The sequence below is a fragment of the Desulfobulbus sp. genome (assembly GCF_031547805.1).
In the GTDB taxonomy this organism is placed as follows: Bacteria; Desulfobacterota; Desulfobulbia; order Desulfobulbales; family Desulfobulbaceae; genus Desulfobulbus.
In genome coordinates, this window is the sequence record NZ_JAVBRQ010000001.1 from 18,184 (window position 1) to 36,794 (window position 18,611).

At 62.8% G+C, this 18,611-nt stretch carries 13 protein-coding genes and 2 riboswitches; of the genes, 12 read left to right on the plus strand and 1 reads right to left on the minus strand.

Translation table 11 applies throughout. From position 1 onward, the window contains the following. Window positions 1-61: 61 nt before the first annotated feature. Window positions 62-1,009, minus strand: a complete 948-nt coding sequence (rfaD, locus tag RMR13_RS00075; protein ID WP_310598599.1) for an ADP-glyceromanno-heptose 6-epimerase — start codon at window positions 1,007-1,009, stop codon at window positions 62-64. A 336-nt stretch (window positions 1,010-1,345) separates the two neighbouring features. Then, window positions 1,346-1,529, plus strand: a riboswitch (cobalamin riboswitch). A 357-nt stretch (window positions 1,530-1,886) separates the two neighbouring features. On the opposite strand from rfaD, the gene RMR13_RS00080 reads away from it, so the two are divergent. The 12 genes from RMR13_RS00080 to RMR13_RS00135 all read left to right on the plus strand — a co-directional run bounded on the left by RMR13_RS00080 (window position 1,887) and on the right by RMR13_RS00135 (window position 18,577). After that, window positions 1,887-4,040: a TonB-dependent receptor gene (locus RMR13_RS00080; protein ID WP_310598600.1), complete on the plus strand. Its 2,154-nt coding sequence runs from the start codon at window positions 1,887-1,889 to the stop codon at window positions 4,038-4,040. Window positions 4,041-4,478: 438 nt separating this feature from the next. Beyond that, window positions 4,479-4,662, plus strand: a riboswitch (cobalamin riboswitch). A 405-nt stretch (window positions 4,663-5,067) separates the two neighbouring features. Continuing rightward, window positions 5,068-5,487 (plus strand): TonB-system energizer ExbB, encoded by a 420-nt coding sequence (gene exbB, locus RMR13_RS00085; RefSeq protein ID WP_310598601.1) that lies wholly within the window; start codon window positions 5,068-5,070, stop codon window positions 5,485-5,487. Next, window positions 5,480-5,869: a biopolymer transporter ExbD gene (locus tag RMR13_RS00090; protein WP_310598602.1), complete on the plus strand. Its 390-nt coding sequence runs from the start codon at window positions 5,480-5,482 to the stop codon at window positions 5,867-5,869. The genes exbB and RMR13_RS00090 overlap by 8 nt, the downstream gene beginning before the upstream one ends. Continuing rightward, window positions 5,866-6,591, plus strand: coding sequence for a TonB family protein (locus tag RMR13_RS00095; protein WP_310598603.1), 726 nt, complete (start codon window positions 5,866-5,868; stop codon window positions 6,589-6,591). Before RMR13_RS00090 ends, RMR13_RS00095 begins: the two co-directional genes overlap by 4 nt. Window positions 6,592-6,596: 5 nt before the next feature. Next, window positions 6,597-7,388, plus strand: coding sequence for a cytochrome c biogenesis protein CcsA (gene ccsA, locus RMR13_RS00100; protein ID WP_310598604.1), 792 nt, complete (start codon window positions 6,597-6,599; stop codon window positions 7,386-7,388). Between the two features lie 2 nt (window positions 7,389-7,390). Then, on the plus strand, window positions 7,391-8,215 hold the full coding sequence (locus RMR13_RS00105) for a hypothetical protein (protein WP_310598605.1): 825 nt from the start codon (window positions 7,391-7,393) through the stop codon (window positions 8,213-8,215). Continuing rightward, the gene (locus RMR13_RS00110) at window positions 8,212-9,354 is read left to right on the plus strand and encodes an ABC transporter substrate-binding protein (RefSeq protein ID WP_310598606.1); all 1,143 of its coding nucleotides are present in this window, start codon (window positions 8,212-8,214) and stop codon (window positions 9,352-9,354) included. Before RMR13_RS00105 ends, RMR13_RS00110 begins: the two co-directional genes overlap by 4 nt. Beyond that, a complete protein-coding gene (locus tag RMR13_RS00115; RefSeq protein ID WP_310598607.1) occupies window positions 9,351-10,400 on the plus strand; it encodes an iron ABC transporter permease in 1,050 nt (349 codons plus the stop codon). Before RMR13_RS00110 ends, RMR13_RS00115 begins: the two co-directional genes overlap by 4 nt. Beyond that, window positions 10,397-11,659, plus strand: a complete 1,263-nt coding sequence (locus RMR13_RS00120) for an ABC transporter ATP-binding protein (protein WP_310598608.1) — start codon at window positions 10,397-10,399, stop codon at window positions 11,657-11,659. Before RMR13_RS00115 ends, RMR13_RS00120 begins: the two co-directional genes overlap by 4 nt. Further along, a complete protein-coding gene (gene cobN / locus RMR13_RS00125) occupies window positions 11,647-15,444 on the plus strand; it encodes a cobaltochelatase subunit CobN (RefSeq protein WP_310598609.1) in 3,798 nt (1,265 codons plus the stop codon). Before RMR13_RS00120 ends, cobN begins: the two co-directional genes overlap by 13 nt. 32 nt (window positions 15,445-15,476) lie before the next feature. Beyond that, complete coding sequence (locus RMR13_RS00130) at window positions 15,477-17,534, plus strand: putative cobaltochelatase (RefSeq protein ID WP_310598610.1); 2,058 nt, start codon at window positions 15,477-15,479, stop codon at window positions 17,532-17,534. Then, the gene (locus tag RMR13_RS00135; protein ID WP_310598611.1) at window positions 17,531-18,577 is read left to right on the plus strand and encodes an ATP-binding protein; all 1,047 of its coding nucleotides are present in this window, start codon (window positions 17,531-17,533) and stop codon (window positions 18,575-18,577) included. The genes RMR13_RS00130 and RMR13_RS00135 overlap by 4 nt, the downstream gene beginning before the upstream one ends. The last annotated feature ends 34 nt before the right edge of the window (window positions 18,578-18,611 follow it).

Genomic DNA, 18,611 nt, shown 5'->3' on the forward strand with positions numbered 1-18,611 from the left:
GGCAGGTTGCTCCGGCGAATTGGCCCCAATCTCCGGGAACTCGCCGCCTGCGGCAAAAATATCAGCTTCGCTCCAGCCAACGCATGTATTCGGCCACCCCGACGGCGACCGGACGGAACGCCTTAGTGTATCCGGCGGCCCTCAAACGGGAAATATCGGCCTCGGTGAAGCTTTGATACCGGCCCCGCAGATGTTCGGGAAACGGGATATAGCGCACCTCGCCATGCCCAAACGCCTTCAGCACCGCTTGGGCGACCTCGTTGAAACTGTGGCTTCTGCCGGTACCGACATTGAAAATACCGGACACCTCCGGATGCTCCAAAAACCAGAGCACGACCTCGACCACATCGTCCACGGAAATGAAATCGCGCCGCTGTTCCCCCGGACCGTAACCGTCCGAACCTACGAACAAACGCACAATCCCTTCCGCCACAAGCTGGTTGCGCAGATGCAGGGCCACGCTGGCCATGCCGCCCTTGTGCTGTTCGCGCGGCCCGTACACATTGAAATAGCGCAGGCCCACGATCTGGCTGCATCCCGGAACGAGGTGCCGCCGGACATACCGATCGAACAATGTCTTGGAATAGGCGTAGACATTCAGCGGATGCTCAAATCTCGGCTCCTCGCCAAAAACAGTGCCGTTGCCGTAGACCGAGGCACTCGACGCATAAATGAAGGGAAAGGCGAAACGGCCGGCATAATGAAGCAACTCCCTTGAATAATCGTAGTTATTTTCCATCATCATTTTGCCGTCCCACTCGGTGGTGGCGGAACAGGCGCCTTGATGCACAATGGCCGTCACCGACCCGGCAAACCGCTCGTTCTTCCGCACCAGGCCCAGGAACCGGTCCCTGTCCAGATAATCGGCGATCTGCGCGTCGGCGATATTGACGAACTTGGTGCCGTCGGTGAAATCGTCGACCACAATGATGTCGGTCACGCCCCGCGCGTTCAAGCCATGCACGATATTGCTGCCGATAAACCCCAACCCGCCGGTAACGATGATCACTGGTCAACCTCCTGTAGTGCCCTGCCTTCGATCCTGGCGCGCACGGAGCCTTCGGAACGCTCAGGGCTATTTTTCATTCGAGCCGATCCATTACCTATTCACCTGAACATACGCCATTACCGGCGAGACCTTGTCGGGATCTCGCTGCATCCGGCGCCCCCAGGGATAGGACAAACCCGGCCAAATAACACCAAATAAATATAAATAACACTTATTTTTTCAAAACCATTTGCCATGGTTGGAAAGGTCGAATGCCGCAATCGTACGGTTGACCGATAGAAGCGGGCCATTTGAAGCCGGATACGCATTTCGCTTGACTTTCCGATCGCAGTAAAGTCTATCGCACCTCATTCAGGTGTTCGAAAGAACTTAATCGGGAACCCCGTGCGAATCGGGGACGGGCCCGCCGCTGTATTCGGGGACGAACGTCGCACCATGTCACTGACCCCTTTGGTCGGGAAGACGCGGCAAGTAGGACGAACCGTAAGTCAGAAGACCTGCCTGAATGGATAGGGAGACGACTGCGTGGACGGCGGCGTACCCGGCACCATTTCTGTGGATAAATAGGGCTATCCCGGATCGACGAAAATCGATCCGGGATTTTTTTTTGCCCTGCCGATTTCTTCGCCCATCCGTCACTTGCAGCCGATTGGGCCGCGTCCGTCGACGCGGTCCGTGCACCCCGGATTTGACCGCGGTTTCCGGTCGTCGTTGTGGATGGGCAGGTATTTTTTCTGCGGAATGCATCGGCCGCGAGCTCAACGAGCCTGCCGCCCGTGCCGTCCCTGTCAATCATGCCGGCTTTCCCCTCGCTGTCGGAAGCGACCTTTGATCGGTCAGATCCGGAAAATCAGCCAAACAAAAGGAGGAAGCGACAATGAAGGCAACACCAGGGAGAAAAACAACAGACACGCTCATTCTGGGATTGATGATCGGGACGGTTTCCTGGGCCCCTCAACCGGCCGCGGCCGACGAGCAACCCCAGGACGCAACCCATGTGCTCGAGGAAATGGTGGTGACCTCCACCACCAAAAGCACATTGATCGACACCCCGGCCAGCATTTCGGTGGTGACCGCGGCCGACCTGGAGCAAATGGGGGCGAAAAACATCACCGAAGCGCTGGAACGCATTCCCGGCGTCTACAACACCACTGCCAGCAATTCGTCGGTGTCCATTCGCGGCACCCGCAGTTCCATGGCCGGGGGTCCAGTTATCCTGATTGACGGCGTCGCCCAGAATTACGGCAACTACCGCCGCGAGGAGCTGGACGTCATCCCCGTCTCCCAGATCGAACGGATCGAGGTCCTGCGCTCGGCCGGCATCGCGTACGGACCGGGGGCCGCCCGTGGGGTCATCAGCATCATCACAAAGAAAAATCATGGCGACAAACCGGTCAACGGCCATATTTCCTCCAGCTACGGTTCCTGGGACACGACCAATGTTTCCGGCGGAGTGAATGGCCGGCTCGACCGGTGGGATTATCTTGCCGACCTCAGCTACTACCGGACCGACGGCTACGAGGAAGAGCGATCCGAGCGGTCGGCCGGACTGCTCAAACTCGGCTACAACCTCTCGGATCGAACCCGGATCGGCATCCGCGGCGACTGGGTGAGCCTGGATAGCGACACGGCCTACGACCTGGCCAAATACCAGTGGCAATTGGACAACTATCGCCGCGACATTCATTTCCCCAAGGCCGAGAACGACCCCAGGCTGGTCTGGCACAACACCAAGGAGCAGGATTCCGGCATATATGCCATCGATTTTTCGCACAACGGTCCGAAACTGTTCGTGGACGGCACCTTGGCCTACACCCATTACAACGAGGTCTACTTCGACAACCAGGATATCTACACCAGCACTTCAAGGGCCCGTGGCGACCGGGACGACCGCATCCAGGATACGTACACCGCCACCCTTTCGGGAGGCTACCGGATGGATTTCGGCGCCTTGCACTACACGCCTTCCGTGGGAGTGAGCGTGGAGGACGTCGATTTCACCCAGCGGAAAGCGTATCCTTTCGATCCGCTGGTGGCCGTGGCAAGCAACAAGACGGCCAAAGCCAAGGCGGACGTCGACCTGGCCGAAACCACCAGCGGCATCTTCTGGGACAACGACCTGCTCTTGAACGAACGATGGGGCCTGAAAATCGGCAGCCGGCTCGACCGGGTCGACATGACCTTCCAAACCAAGGAACCGAGCCGGCTGGATATCGAGGAAGACATGTGGAGCTGGCAGGTGGCGCCTTCGTACCACTTCACCCCGGACGCCAATGTCTATTTTTCCGTAGCGCGCAATTACTGGTTTCCCACGCCGCAGTATTATTACTGGGCCGCCAGTTACGGCAGCCCCAACAACCGCCCCGAAGACCTGAAGCCGGAAGAGTCGCTGACCTACGAGATCGGCTACAAACACCATGTGAACAACGCGCTCAACATCGCCCTCACCACCTACTTCATGGACACCAAGGACAAATTCGGCGGCTACTACGAGGGCGGCAATTACATGGGAATGAAAAACATCGGCGACGCCGAGACCTACGGCGTCGAACTGGAACTCGACGGCCGTCCCTTGAACTGGCTGGGGTACCGGATTTCCGGGGCCTGGATCGATGCCGAATGGACCTCGGGCACTGCCAGGATTTACCGGCATCCCACCAACACCAGGGTGGATGCGGACCTCAACGGCTACAAGGTCAACAATATCCCCGAATTCACCAGCCGGATCGGGGTGGATTTCTACCCTCGGGAAGGATGGAAGGCGAGCCTGGACGCCATCAGTTCCAGCAAGTACTACCTGGATTACACCAACCGCCTGGCCTACCCGAGCACGACCACCTTCGACGCCTCGGTCTCCTATTCGTGGGACAAGTACAAGGTGTGGATTCTGGCCAAAAACATTTTCGATGAAGATGTGGAACGAGCCATCAACAGCGACGGTGAGTTGGCCAGGGCCTATGGTCCCGCCAACACTGCATATTACGTGCTGGACGGCTTGTATGTGGAAGCCGGAATCAGCGTGAAATTCTAGCGCGCGGCATCCGGACAGGCGGCCGCCGTTTCCTGGCCGGCTGCCGCCTGTCCGCGATTCTCTCGATTTCCCCTTCGACGTCCGGAGAAACCGGGCGCAGAATGTCCAAAATCAACATACACTCCGACAGCGACACTCTTTCCGGGCCGTTCCCCCGCCGTTTTTCCGGCCGCGCCGTTTACCCCGGCCGCGAGCACGCAAGCCGCCCATCTCAGCTGGGAAATCGCTCATTTGATGAAAGAGCCGGCGCCCCGCCATTGCCCCCTCCGGTGCATCCCCCGTCATTGCCCGACCTCACGGCCATGCCGACACCTTGAAGCAAGAAGCATAAAACCACATGATGAGAGCGACAATCATCAGATATCCCCGATGGGTTTGGCAGCAATTGGCCGAATCGCTGGCACTGTTTTTTCCTTGACATTTCTCCCGAGGTAGGTTCTATCCACGGTCAATCCAGGTGTTCGAAAGAACTTAATCGGGAACCCCGTGTGAATCGGGGACGGGCCCGCCGCTGTAACCGGGGACGAACGCTGCACCATGTCACTGACCGTTTTGGTCGGGAAGACGCGGCAAGTAGGACGAACCGGGAGTCAGAAGACCTGCCTGGATAATAGTGGAGACGACTGCGAGGACGGCATCGTACCCGGTTGCAACATTTCTGCGGATAAATAGGGCTATCCCGGATCGATCATGTTTCGATCCGGGATTTTTTTTGCCCTTTCCGCAGGCCCCGGCCATCCTTTGACGTCGACTCCCCCCTGTACCGTGCGAGGAGCCATGCCAAGGATGCCACTTTCTCTTGTTCCCTGTCCCGCCAAACCGTCCGCCGGCAACGGCCGGCGTGTTCCGCTCGTTTCAGACCCGTCACCGCTCCGTCGGTCGATCGGGCTGTCCCGTGCCGTTATTGCCGCTTGTCCGCATTCCGACCGACAAACCGTTGCCGCCCGTTCGCCGCACGTCCCGGCCGGCCAAACATCCCAAACCGCATTCCCGTCCCATTTTGCCGCGCAGCCGCAAGGATGATTCCATGGAACATCTGCATACCCTGATCGATTACGGCGTGCTCGGCCTGCTGCTCGTGATGAGTTTGATCGCCGTGGCCCTGGCCGCTGAACGATGGCTGGTCTACCGGGCCACCCGGATCGAGACCTTTGCCGACCGCAGGGAACTGGAACTGCACCTGACCCGCAAGCTCCACCTCATCGCCACCATCGGCGCCAATGCCCCCTATATCGGGCTGCTCGGCACGGTGCTCGGCATCATGCTCACCTTCTACGATATCGGCGCGGCCGGCTTCGACACCACCAAGATCATGACCGGCCTGGCGCTCGCTCTCAAGGCCACCGCCCTGGGCCTGTTGGTGGCCATTCCGGCGGTGACCTTCTACAACCTCTTGCTGCGTCGCTGCAAGGTGCTGCTCATCCAATGGGACATCCGCCATGGATGAGAAAGAGTTTGATTACTTAAACGTCATCCCGCTGGTGGATGTGATGCTGGTCCTGCTGACCATCGTCCTGACCACCTCGACCTTCATCGCCACCGGCGGCATCAAGGTGGATCTGCCCAAAGCCGCGGCCAACGAGGAAACGGCGGCATTGCATCCGCGCACCATCGTGGTCAACAAGGAGGGGCGCGTTTGGGTGGATTCCGTCGAAACGCCGCTGGCCGAACTGGAAACGGCGCTGACGGAGGCGGATCGCGCCACCCCGCTCATCGTCCGGGCGGACAAGGATATCAGCCTGCAACTGTTCGTCGACGTGTACGAGGCCATCAAGCGGCTCGGCTTCACCACTTTGAGCCTGCAAACCGAACAGCAGCCGCAGCCATGAAGCCGCAAGCCAAGGCCGCTTCTTTCTCCTTGCTGGTGCACGCATTGTGCTTTTTGGCCGCCTTGGGCCTGGGCAGGCAAGCCATGCCGGTCCAACCGCCGATAGGGCTCGATTTTTCCATTCTGCCGTCGGACACTCCAGCCGACGGCTCCCCGGCCCCGCCCGTGCAGCAACGGATCGCCCCGGTCGAGAAAAAAGTGGAGCCCCGGCCGACGGTCAAGAAAACATTGCCGACGGTGAAAAAGAAAGTTCCGCCTCCGATGGCGAATAACGCGCCATTGCAGGAAAATTCAATCCCGGTTGCGGCCGGCCAGTCCGCATCGACAGCCCAGGACAGCGCCCAGGCCCCACCCGAACAGGCGGCGCCGGCGGCCTCGGCCCATGGTGCGGGAGCGGGCCAGCCGCACAACGACGGAAGCGGCAGGGGCGTATATACCACCGGCCAACTCGACGGCCCGCTGGCCGTGCTGGCAAAATCGCCCCCGGCCTATCCGCCCGCGGCCAAACGACGGAATATCCAGGGGTGGATCAAAATCAGGTTCATTGTCGACGAGCAAGGCCAAGTGGGACAGGTCTCGGTGCTGGCGGCCGAACCCGAAGGAATTTTCGAGCAAAGCGTGCTGCGTTGCGTCAACTCCTGGCGGTTCAGGCCGGGCACGGTCAAGGGCATGGCGGTCAAGGCCCTGGTCGAACAAACCATTACCTTCAAACTGGAGGGATGAGCGCCATGGCGATCACCACTCACTCCTTGTTCCTGCTGGCCGGAGCGCTCTACGGCCTGGCATTGCTGACCGCCTTGGCGCCGGACAGACGCGGACGCGGACCGTGGGCCGGGATGTTCCTAGCCTCGGGCCTGGCGGTCAACCTGGCGGTGGTGGCCTGGCGCTACCATCAAGCCTGGCCCATGCTGCCCATGCATCTGGGCGCGGTCGCCCTTCCTTTCTGCCTGGGCCTGCTGGTGCCATTCGCCGCCGGCAAGGCGGAAACGTACATGGCTCTCACGGTGCGCCGAATCCTGCTGGCGCAGATCGTGTTGCTTGTCGGCGCGGCACTCTGTTTCCCCAAGGATTTCTATCTGCCCTTTCTCAAATCGAGGACGCTGCTGGCCCACGGCTTTCTCTGGTTCGGGTTGGCCGGCAAGGGCTGTTTCGCGGTCAGCGCGGCCTGGGCTCTGGCCGCGCTGCCTCTGTTCCGGCACGCCATCGACAACAGGCAGGCCGCCGTTGCGGCCATGCACCGCTGCCAGCGCTGGGCGGCCCTGGGTTTTGCCCTGTGGACGCTCTCGATGTTCGCCGGAGAACTGTGGTCCTACCTGGGCTGGGGCACGCCGGTGGTCTGGGAGGATCCGGCCCTGACCCTGACCATGGCCGCCTGGTTTTTCTATGCCGGCCTGCTCCATCTTCACCTGACCCGTCTCTGGTCGCTCAAATCCAGAGTGCTCTACGCTTCCTTAGGCGGCCTGGTTCTGTTGTCCCTGACCTGTGTCCCCGATTTCGGACCCTTTCGTGCCCCGTTCTGACCATGCACCGCATACTTCTTCTTTTCTGGCGTTTTCTGGGCAGCATCAACCTGACCATCGGCCTTTGCCTGCTGCTGACCGCGGATTTAGTGTGGGGCTATTTTTCGCTCAACCGGCGCACGCCGTTGTTCACGCCGCTAAACGACATGGGCTTGATTCCCTGGATGCAGACCTATGGCAGCCACAACCTGGCCGCCACCGGCTGGTTCTTTCTCCTCCTGATCCTGCTGGCTCTGCTGGCCGGCAACACCTTCGTCTGCACCACCAACCGGATCGTCCAACTCCTCGCGGCCGGAGACGGCGGCAAGGGAGCCGCCCACAGGAAGCGGCTGGCGCTCAAGCTGGCGCCCCACATCATGCACTACGGCCTGATCGTCATCCTGGCGGGATATCTGGCCAGCTACCTCTGCACCCAGGTCCTGACCGGCCGCACCCTGGTGCCGGGCGTCCCCCTCTCCTTGCCCGGCACCAGCGGTCAGGTCACCCTGCTTGCCTTTGAACCGGAATACTACCGGGGAGAACGCCTGGCCTTCTGGCGCAACGAGGTGATCGCCGCCCAGGCCCGCCTGCTCCTGGATGACGGCATCACCCAGCAAGAGGCGCTCCTTTCCTGCACCCGGCCGGTCCGGTTCCAGGGCTACAGCCTCCATCTGCGGGATTTCGCCCCCAAAAGTCTGAGAGGCATGAAAATGAAAACGCGGGTCGATCTGTACGTCCGCAAGGACCCGGGGGTAGGGCTCTATCTGGCGGGTATCGCCCTCTTCACCCTGGGTCTGGCGCTTTACATCTATGAATGGATCACTCATCGGGAGGCAACCACGGAATGAATCGATCAAAACCGCACCATGTGCTGGGCACCCTGTTCCTGCTGCTGGCGCTACTTCCCCTGGCCGCCTGCGACCGGAGCGACCGGGCTGACGTCGATGGCGCAACCGGCCCGGCCTTTCTCCAGGTCGGCGAGTTCGCCATCAACCGGATCTCGCCGGAACGCACCGAGGTCCGCGACGGCGCCGGCCGCATTCTGGTGCTCATTCCCCGCGAAGCCCCCATCCCGGCGGACTGCGCGCCCTCCCAGGTCATCCGGGTGCCGGTGCGGCGGGTGGCGGCCTACGGCTATTTCGACATCGCCGTGCTCCGCGCCCTGGGCGTGCTCGAACAAACTCTGGTGGGGGTGACGGCGCCGGCCAAACGTTGGCACCTCCCGGAGATCAAACAGGGCATGGAATCCGGACGGATTGTCTTTCTGGGCGATGCCGCCAGCATCGACTACGAGCGGCTCAAACAAAGCAGGCCGGAACTGGTGCTGACCTGGGACCCTTCGGTTATCCCCCTGCTCGACGAATTGCACATTCCCGCCGTGGTCACCACCACCCCCACGGCCATGTGCCTCAACACCCGCATGCGCTTTGTCCAGTTTCTCGCCCCGTTTTTCTTGAAAGAACGGGAGGCGGCCGCCTATTTCGCCCGGATCGAAGCGGCACTTGACGACATCCGCGCCCGTACCGCCGGGCTGCACCCCCAGCCCAAGGTGATGTGGGGCGACATCTACGAAAAACGGGTCATGGTCGAACCGGGCAACGCCTGGGTGGGTGAACTGGTGGGATTGGCGCAAAGCGACTACCAGTTCAAGGACGTGTTCGGCACCGCCTGCATCGAGATCACCTTGGAACGTTTTCTCTATTCCGGCCGGGATGCCGATATTTTTTTCACCTACCGCACCGGGGAAATGGGCGCCACCTCCAAGGAGGCCCTGGCCAAGCTCAACCCATTGATCAAGGACATCGCTCCGCTCAAACGGGGCAAGGTCTATGCACCCCTGCCCCACTACAACCAGTCGGCCGACCGGCTCGACGAGATTCTCACCGAGATCAGCGCCATTCTCCATCCCGAGGCCTACCCCGGCTATCGACTGCACTATTTCGTGGAACTGCCCGAGACCGAACCGGCCGCCAAGGAGCGATCATGACCACTTCTGACCTCTGCCTGCCCGATAGCCGGCCCCTGCTTTTGCGCAGGCCGCCGCTGGTCTTTTCCCTGCTGGGTCTGATGGTCCTGGCGATGTTGCTGGCCAACATGGCTGTCGGTTCGATTCCTTTCACCCCGGCCGAAATCTGGCAGGCGCTCGCCGAGCCGCCCGAAGCGTCGACCGCCGGCTTCATCCTCTGGAACATCCGCATTCCCAGGGCCATCGCCGCCATGTTCGGTGGCGCCTATCTCGCCGCCGCAGGCCTGCTTTTGCAGATCTACTTCAAAAACCCCATTGTCGGCCCCTATATCCTCGGCATCTCCTCGGGCGCCACCCTGATGGTTTCCTTCGTGATGCTCACCAGTATCACCGTGGGATGGACCCTGTTCACGCCCTTCCTCTCCACTTTGGCCGCCTTTGCCGGGGCTTACGGAGTGATGTTGATCGTGCTGGCCATCGCCAACCGGGTCAAGGGCGGCGCGACCCTGCTGATCGTCGGCCTGATGATGGGCTATTTGTGCGGCGCGGTCAGCGCCATCCTCACCGCCTTTGCCGAAAAGGACAGGATCAAGGGCTTCGTCCTGTGGCAGTTGGGCAGCTTCTCGGGCTTCAAATGGGATGAAATCGCCTTGCTTCTCGCCATCGGCGGCGCCATCCTGATCCTCCTGTACCTGCAGAGCAAACCGCTCAACGCCTTTCTTCTGGGCGAAGAATACGCGGCTTCCATGGGGGTCGACATCCGTCGTTTCCGCCTCCTGATCCTGCTCTGTGCCTGCGCCCTGGCCGGGATGGTCACGTCCATGGCCGGGCCGGTGGCGTTCATCGGCATGGCCGTGCCGCACATGGCTCGACTGAGTTTCGGCACCTCCGACAACCGCATCCTCATCCCGGGTGCCTGCCTGATGGGCGGGCTGGTGGCCAGCCTCTGCGACCTCATCGCCCGAACGGTGATGGCCCCGGTGGAGCTGCCGCTCTCGGCCATCACCGCCTTTTTCGGTGCGCCCATCGTCATTGCCCTGCTACTGCAACGGAAGGTCAAATTATGAGCGCTACAATCGACCAACCGGTCATCGAGGCATGCGACCTGAGCGTGGGATACAAAAACAGGCCGGTTGCGCGCCATCTCAATTTTTCCTGCCATGCCGGCCAGTTCATCAGCCTGCTCGGTCCCAACGGCGCCGGCAAGACCACCCTGCTCCGCACCCTGTCCCGCCACCTGCCGCCCCAAGGCGGCGGGGTCAGGGTGCAGGGCCGGTCCCTGGAATCCCTATCGGCCATGGAACTGGCCCGGATCATGGCCGTGGTCCTTACCGACAAAATCGCGCCGCCGTTGTTCACGGTTTTCGAATTCGTAGCCCTAGGCCGCTATCCCCACACCGACTATCTCGGCCGCCTCGGCACCAGAGACCGGGTGGCGGTCACTTCCTCGCTGGCCGCGGTGCACGCCCTAGACCTTGCCAACCGGCCCTTTGCCGACCTGAGCGACGGCGAACGGCAAAAAGTGCTGATGGCCCGTGCCCTGGCCCAGGACCCCCGGGTACTGCTGCTGGACGAACCCACCATCCACCTCGACCTCAAGCACCGGGTGGAGGTGATGGCCATCCTGCGCGATCTCTGCCGGAACAAGGGCATCACGGTCATTGCCTCGCTGCACGATGTCGATATCGCCGCCAAGGTCAGCGACCGGGTGGCCCTGATCCGCGACGGCGGTATTGTGGCGTGGGACACGCCGGAAACCGCGCTCAGCCGGCAGGCGGTCACCGCTCTCTACGACTTCGACAAGGCCGAATTCAACCGCCATCTGGGCGGCATCGAGCTGCGGGGCGCGGGCGACCGTGGCCGGGCCTTCGTGGTCGGCGGCATGGGCAGCGGCGCGCTGATTTACCGTATGCTGACCAAGAAAGGATTCACCATCGCCACCGGCGTGGTCCATGAAAACGACCTCGACTGCTTTGTGGCCCGCTCGCTCGGAGCCGAGTGCGTTGCGGTAGGTCCCATGGAACCGATCGACAACGCGGCCGTTGACCGAGCGAAGACGCTGTTGGCCGCCTGCGATCTGGTCGTCGACTGCGGTTTTCCAGTGGGGCCGGTCAACGAGGCCAACCTGGCCCTGATGCAAGCCGCCCTTGAGCGCGGCGCCACCATGCTCAGCTTGCGCGACGGCCTGCCTCCGGGGTTGCGAGTCAACAAAGGAGATACACCCGTGCTGTTCACCGATGCCGGCCATCTGATCGAAGCCTTGGAGACTTTTCAATTCCACCGCCCCCTACCGGTTCATGGCGAGGAGGTTCAATGCATTCCTTAAGCCTCTGCTATTATTCGGCCACCGCCGCCGAGATTGCCTCGTTGTCAGAGGGCGTGCGCCTCTACCGCGAACATGGCGGCGAGATCGCGGTGCGGGCCCGCACCCAAACCCAGCTTTTCGACCGCAAACAACAGGAGGCCTTTGTCCGCGAAGCACTCGCCGCCGATATCCTGATCGTCTCGCTGCACGGCGGCCGGGCCTCCTTTCCGGCCTTTGACCTGCTCAAGGCGGCCCTGGCGGAAAAGACAGCCGGCCCGAGCCCCCTGATCCACATCCAACCCTCCAGCGGTGACGAGGATTCCATCGAGGCGGCCAGGGAGTCGTCCACCGCCTTCGGCGACATCCATTGGGATACGGTCAAGCGATACCTCCAGTTCGGCGGGGCCCACAATTTTCATCGCCTGATGGTGTTCATCCACAATTGGCGCCACGGCACCGATCTTCCCTGCCAGCCACCCGAACCCTTGCCCGACGACGGCATCTATCATCCCGATTTCGACGGCGTGCCGGAGCTGAACGACTACCTGGCCCGCAAAGTCGATCCGGCCGGCATCACTGTCGGTTTATGGTTTTATCAGACCTACTGGGTCAACAACAATCTCGCCTTTATCGATGCCCTCATCCGCACGATCGAGGCTGCCGGTGCCCATGTCATCCCGGTCTTCCACCTGCGCTACCGGGACGCGGAGCGCGGTAATCGGGCCGCCGACGGCGTGATCGACCACTATTTCATGGACAACGGCAAGCCGCGCATCGACGTGCTGATCAACCCGTTGATGTTTTCCATGACCCTGGTGGCGCCGGAATTCAAGGATCTGCTGCCCGATCTGGGCGTGCCCGTGATCCAGGCCATGACCTGTTCGGCGCCCTTTGCCCAGTGGACGGAAAGCGTCCAGGGCCTGCCCACCATGGATGTCTCCTATGCCGTGGCCCAACCGGAGTTCGATGGTACTTTGATCGCCGTGCCGGTGGCCACCCGCGAACAGGACACCGTCGATCCGTGCACCGGAGCACTGCTCGCCAAGTACCGGCCCATTCCCGAACGGATCGAAAAACTGGTCCGGCTGGCGCTCAATTGGGGACGACTGGGGCGCATTCCGGTAAAAGAACGAAAAATCGCCATCATCTTCCATCACTATCCACCGCGTAACGACCGCATCGGCTGTGCCGCCGGGCTCGATTCCTTTGCCAGCGTCGCCGCTCTCCTAACCGAGATGCGGAAACAAGGCTACCAAATCGAGCGCGACTTTGCCGGAACGGACGAGCTGGCCCACGAACTGCTGACCAGGATGACCTGCGACCGGCGCTGGCTGCCCATGGACCAGATGGCCGCCCGGGCCGAAGCCAAGGCGGATGCCGGGCAATATCGGCCCTGGCACGCCGAACTGCCGCTAACCGTGCGCGAAAAAATGACCACCGACTGGGGACGGATGCCCGGTGACCTGTTCGTGCATAACGACACCCTCCACTTCGCCGGCCTGATCAACGGCAACGTTTTTCTGACCATCCAGCCGCCGCGCGGCTATCTGGAGCAGATCGACAAGGCCCTGCACGACCTGCACCTCTCGCCGCCGCACCACTATCTGGCGCACTATCGCTGGATTCGCGACGTGTTCAAGGCCGACGCCGTGCTTCACGTGGGTAAGCACGGTTCGCTGGAATGGCTGCCGGGCAAGGCGCTCGGCCTGTCGGATTCCTGCTACCCGGATCTGGCGATCATGGAGCTGCCGAATATCTATCCCTACATCATCAAGGATCCCGGCGAAGGTACCCAGGCCAAGCGCCGCTCCTATTGCTGCATCGTCGATCATCTCACCCCGGCCTTCACCAACGCCGACCTGTACGACGACCTGGCCAGGGTGCAGGCCTTGCTCGCCGATTACGCCGCGGCCCGGACCGAGGACCCGGCCAAGGTGGAGATCTTGCGACCGATGATCTGGGAGGCGGTGACGGCCGCCAGTCTGGACCGGGACCTGGAGATCGACGAACAGGCCGCCTCCGCCGATTTCGACGGTTTCCTCGAACGGTTGCACGCCTATATCGAGGAGTTGGCCGACACCATGATCAACGACGGCCTCCATGTCCTGGGCGCGCCACCCGAGGGAGAGCGGCTCACCGAATTCGCGGTCCAGCTCACCCGGCTGGCCAACGGCCAGGTATCGTCGCTGCGCGAAGCCCTGGTGACGGCCATGGGCTGCGATTACGACGACGTCCTCGTCCATCGGGGCAAGCGCGAAGCCCGCTTCGGCAACCTGACCGGCGGCGAGATTCTGCGGACGGCCCACAATCGGGCCCTGGCCCTGGTCGCCGGTCTGGCCGAGGCGGATTTTCGGCCCGAGGCCGTCGTGTCCTTGACGCACGGCCTGCCGGCAGCGGTCCGCCCCGGCGTCACCGCGGTCCTGGAGTATATCGCCCGGACGCTGGTGCCCAATATCCGCCGGTGCGAGGAGGAACTCGACGCTTCCCTGGCCGGGCTGGCCGGACGCTTCGTGCGGCCCGGCCCTTCGGGCGCTCCCAGCCGTGGCCAGGCCGACATCCTGCCCACCGGCCGCAATTTCTACTCGGTCGATCCTCACAAGATCCCCACCCCGGCGGCTTGGGAGGTCGGCGTCCGCCTGGGCGACGCCCTGATCGAGCGCTACCACGCGGAAACCGGCGGCTATCCGGACGCCATCGGTATCCTGGTCTACGGCACCGTGACCATGCGTACCCGGGGCGACGACCTCGCCGAAATCTTCTACCTGATGGGGCTCAAACCTGTCTGGCAGCCGGGCAGCGGCAATGTCTGCGGTCTGGAGGTCATCCCCTTGAGCGAACTGGGGCGGCCCCGCCTGGACGTGGTGCCCAGGGTCTCGGGCTTCTTCCGTGATGCCTTCCCCAACCTGGTCGAGTTGATCGACGAGGCGGCGCGCATGGTGGCCGCCCTGAACGAGCCGCCCGAATCCAATTTGCTCCGCCGCAACGTGTATCGGGATATGGAAGAATACCGCCGCGAAGGCATGGACGAGGAGGAAGCCTGGCGCGAAGCCACTTTCCGGGTCTTCGGCTGTCCGCCTGGAACCTACGGGGCCGGGGTGAGCGAACTGGTCGAATCGAAGAACTGGCGGACTCAGGAAGACTTGGGCAACAACTATATCCGTTACTCCTCCCACGCATACGGCAAGGACAGCTACGGCAAGCAGAAGTCCACCGCCTACCGCCGCCAACTGGCACGGATGGACGTCACGGTCAAGAACGAGGACAGCCGTGAGTACGACATGATGTCCTGCACCGACTACTACAACTATTACGGCGGTATGATCGTGGCGGTGAAAACGGTGCGCGGCCATTTGCCGTTCGCGGTCATGGGCGACAGCTCGGACCCCAAGCGGGTCAAGATCCGCACTACCCAGGAAGAGGCCAAGCATGTGCTCCGCTCCCGCCTGGTCAATCCCAAATGGATCGCCGGCATGCGGCGCCACGGCTACAAGGGCGCGGGCGACATCGCCCACGTCATGGACATCGTCCTGGGCTGGGACGCCACCGCCGAGGTGATCGACGACTGGATGTATGAGCGGATCGCCCGAACCCATGCCCTCGATCCCGAAATGCAGGCCTGGATGAAAGAGGTCAATCCCCATGCCCTGCAGAATATTCTCGACAAATTGCTGGAAGCCATCGCCCGGGGCATGTGGCGGGCGGACACCGCCATGGAAGAACAGTTGAAGGCCGCCTATCTGGAAATGGAAGGGGAAATCGAGGAATGGAGCGAACAGACCGCGGAAGGACGGTTCGCGCAGTTATGACCGGCCTGCGGCGGCAACCTCCGGAGGCGGGCATGGAACGCGCGGTCTATCCGCTGGCGGCCATGGTCGGCCAGCAACAGCTGCGGCAGGGTTTGCTGCTGACCGCGATCAATCCGGCCATGGGCGGCATTTTGCTCCGGGGGGAAAAAGGTACGGCCAAGTCGACCATGGTCCGGGCCCTGGCGGCACTGCTGCCGGAAATCGAGGTGGTGCGAGGCTGCGCCAATGCCTGCTCGCCCCGACCGAACGGGGACCGATGCCCCGAGTGCCAACGCCGCTTTCCCGTCCTGGAGTCAGTCACTCGGCGGACACGGCTGATCGAGCTGCCGCTCAACGCCACCGAGGACCGGGTGGCCGGCGGCATCGATTTCCCGCGTTCGCTCAAGACCGGCCGGGCGGTCTTCGCTCCCGGACTGCTGGCCCGCGCCCACCGCGGCCTGCTCTATGTCGACGAGGTCAATCTCCTGGACGACCACATCGTCGATCTTGTTCTCGACGCCGCCGCCAGCGGTGAGAACCGGATCGAACGCGAGGGCATCTCGTACCGGCATCCGGCACGGTTCGTCCTGGTGGGCACCATGAATCCAGAGGAAGGCGAACTGCGGCCCCAGTTGCTCGACCGCTTCGGCCTCTGCCTGGAGATCCGCGGTTGCGACGATCCCGAACAACGGGTGGCCCTGATGGAGCGACGGGAGGCTTTCGACCGCGACCCGGCCGCTTTTCTCGCCGGCTACCGACAGGAAAGCGACCAACTGGCCGGCCAATTGGCCCGGGCGCGCGCCCTGCTGGCCGGGGTACGGGTCACGGCCCGCCTGCGCGGCTTCATCGGCGAACTGTGCAGGGAAAACAACGTCGCCGGCCACCGCGCCGACCTGGTGATGGAACAGGCCGCCCGGGCGTTCGCCGCCCTAGAAGGTGCAACCGAGGTCAGCATCGACCATGTCCGGGCGGTGGCGCCGATGGTGCTCCTCCATCGGCAACGGGATGCCCAACAACCTCCGGCTCCTCCGCCGGACGGGCAGCGGTCCGATCAACAATCGGAAGACACGTCCTCCGAAAACGATCGGGAACAGCGGGACAAATCCCAGCCGGAAGATGCCCCGGCGCCGCAAACCCAGCCGCCGCAGGATGCCTCCCCGCCCCCCTCGCCACCGGCCGACCAAACCGAGAGCAACGATGCCGGCCAAAAGCCGGAGCCAGAGCAACCGCAGGAGACGCCATCGCCGCCGACGGCCGGCCGCGATGACCAACTGTTCCAGATCGGTTCCACCTTCAGGGTCAAGCCGCTGCATGCGATCAAGGACCGGATGGTACGGCGGGGATCGGGACGGCGCTCCCGCAGCCGGATCGCCCAAAAAAAGGGCCGGTACGTGAAAAGCGCCCAACGCCCCGGTGAAGATCTCGCCCTGGACGCCACTTTGCGGGCCGCGGCCCCTTTCCAGCGGCAGCGCGCCGAAAGCGGCGACGGCCTGGCCGTGCGACTGTGCGAACAAGATCTGCACACCAAGATCCGCGAAAAACGGATTGGCAACCTGCTGCTGTTCGTGGTCGACGCCAGTGGTTCCATGGGGGCGCGCGGCCGCATGGCCGCCTCCAAGGGTGCGGTGATGTCGCTTCTGCTCGACGCCTACCAGAAACGCGACCGGGTGGCCATGGTCACCTTTCGCCGGCACGGGGCAACAGTCAACCTGCCACCCACCAATTCGGTGGACCTGGCCGGCCGTCTTTTGGCCGAGATGCCGGTGGGCGGCCGCACGCCCCTGTCGGCCGGCCTGGTCAAGAGCCACGAACAGGTGCGCAACTACCTGGTCAAGAATCCCACGGCCCAGCCGATTGTCATTTTCATCACCGACGGCAAAAGCAACGTGGCCCTGGGTGAAGGCCAACCGGTGGAGGAATCGCTCCGCCTGGCCGACGCCCTGGCGCGGGACCGGCGCATCCGCACCGTGGTGGTCGACACCGAGGAGGCCGGGTTGGTCACCTTCGGCCTGGCCCGGCGGCTGGCCGGGGCCATGGCCGCCCAATACTTCAAAATCGACGACCTCAAGGCCCAGGCCCTGGTCGACATCGTCCGAGGACAGCACCCATGAACAACCGCCCGATCTATCCTTTCACCGCCATTGTCGGCCAGAATGCCATGAAACTGGCCCTAATGCTCAATGTCGTCAATCCCGGCCTCTCCGGGGTACTGATCCGCGGCGAAAAAGGCACCGCCAAGTCGACGGCGGTCCGCGCCCTGGCTGACATCCTGCCCGAAATTCCGATGTTTGGCGACGATCCCTATCAACTCGATCCCGACGGGGAATTTGGGATCTACCAGGAAATCCGCCGCACCCTGCAGGGCGAATCGGCACCGAAGACACTCCCGGAGACGGTGCTGCGCAAGGTACGGGTGGTGGAATTGCCGGTCGGCGCCACCGAGGACCGGGTGGTGGGCACGCTTGATCTCGAGCACGCCCTGAAAAAGGGGGAAAAACGGGTCGAACCCGGCATCCTGGCCCAGGCACACCGCAACATCCTGTATGTCGACGAGGTCAACCTGCTCGACGACCACGTGGTCGACGTGCTGCTCGATTCGGCGGCCATGGGGGTCAACACCATCGAACGCGAGGGGGTTTCCTTTTCCCATCCGGCCCGTTTCACCCTGGTGGGCACCATGAATCCCGAGGAAGGCGAACTGCGGCCCCAGTTGCTCGATCGGTTCGGCCTCTGCGTGACCATCGAGGGCATCCGGACCGCCGAGGACCGGGTGGCGATCATGGAACGGCGGGCCGCCTTCGACCTGGACGCAGCGGTATTCGCCGCGCGCTGGCAGGCCGAATCCGCGGCCCTGGCCGACCGGCTGCTCACCGCCCGCGCGCTCTATCCCGAGGTCAAGGTCGAGCGGCCGCTGCTGTTCGAGATCGCCCGCACCTGTCTGGAAGTCGGGGTGGACGGCCATCGCGGCGACATCATCATGCTCAAGGCCGCCAAGACCCTGGCCGCCCTGGATGGCCGGACCGAAGTGGCGACCGCCGACATCCACACCGCCGCCGACCTGGTCCTGCCCCATCGGGTTCGCCGGCAGCCGCTGATGGAAATCGCCGACAGCGTGCAGGCCCTGCGCGCCGATGCCGCGGCCCGCCTTCATTAACAATGCGTTACAACGACTAAATCTTTTTATTTTT

Excerpts from the sequence above, each read along its gene's own strand:
- RMR13_RS00105 (WP_310598605.1), top strand. The coding sequence starts at position 7,391 with ATGCACCGCATACTTCTTCTTTTCTGGCGTTTTCTGGGCAGCATCAAC.
- cobN (WP_310598609.1), top strand. The coding sequence starts at position 11,647 with ATGCATTCCTTAAGCCTCTGCTATTATTCGGCCACCGCCGCCGAGATT.
- RMR13_RS00110 (WP_310598606.1), top strand. The coding sequence starts at position 8,212 with ATGAATCGATCAAAACCGCACCATGTGCTGGGCACCCTGTTCCTGCTG.
- RMR13_RS00115 (WP_310598607.1), top strand. The coding sequence starts at position 9,351 with ATGACCACTTCTGACCTCTGCCTGCCCGATAGCCGGCCCCTGCTTTTG.
- ccsA (WP_310598604.1), top strand. The coding sequence starts at position 6,597 with ATGGCGATCACCACTCACTCCTTGTTCCTGCTGGCCGGAGCGCTCTAC.
- RMR13_RS00090 (WP_310598602.1), top strand. The coding sequence starts at position 5,480 with ATGGATGAGAAAGAGTTTGATTACTTAAACGTCATCCCGCTGGTGGAT.
- RMR13_RS00135 (WP_310598611.1), top strand. The coding sequence starts at position 17,531 with ATGAACAACCGCCCGATCTATCCTTTCACCGCCATTGTCGGCCAGAAT.
- RMR13_RS00080 (WP_310598600.1), top strand. The coding sequence starts at position 1,887 with ATGAAGGCAACACCAGGGAGAAAAACAACAGACACGCTCATTCTGGGA.
- RMR13_RS00095 (WP_310598603.1), top strand. The coding sequence starts at position 5,866 with ATGAAGCCGCAAGCCAAGGCCGCTTCTTTCTCCTTGCTGGTGCACGCA.
- exbB (WP_310598601.1), top strand. The coding sequence starts at position 5,068 with ATGGAACATCTGCATACCCTGATCGATTACGGCGTGCTCGGCCTGCTG.
- RMR13_RS00130 (WP_310598610.1), top strand. The coding sequence starts at position 15,477 with ATGGAACGCGCGGTCTATCCGCTGGCGGCCATGGTCGGCCAGCAACAG.
- RMR13_RS00120 (WP_310598608.1), top strand. The coding sequence starts at position 10,397 with ATGAGCGCTACAATCGACCAACCGGTCATCGAGGCATGCGACCTGAGC.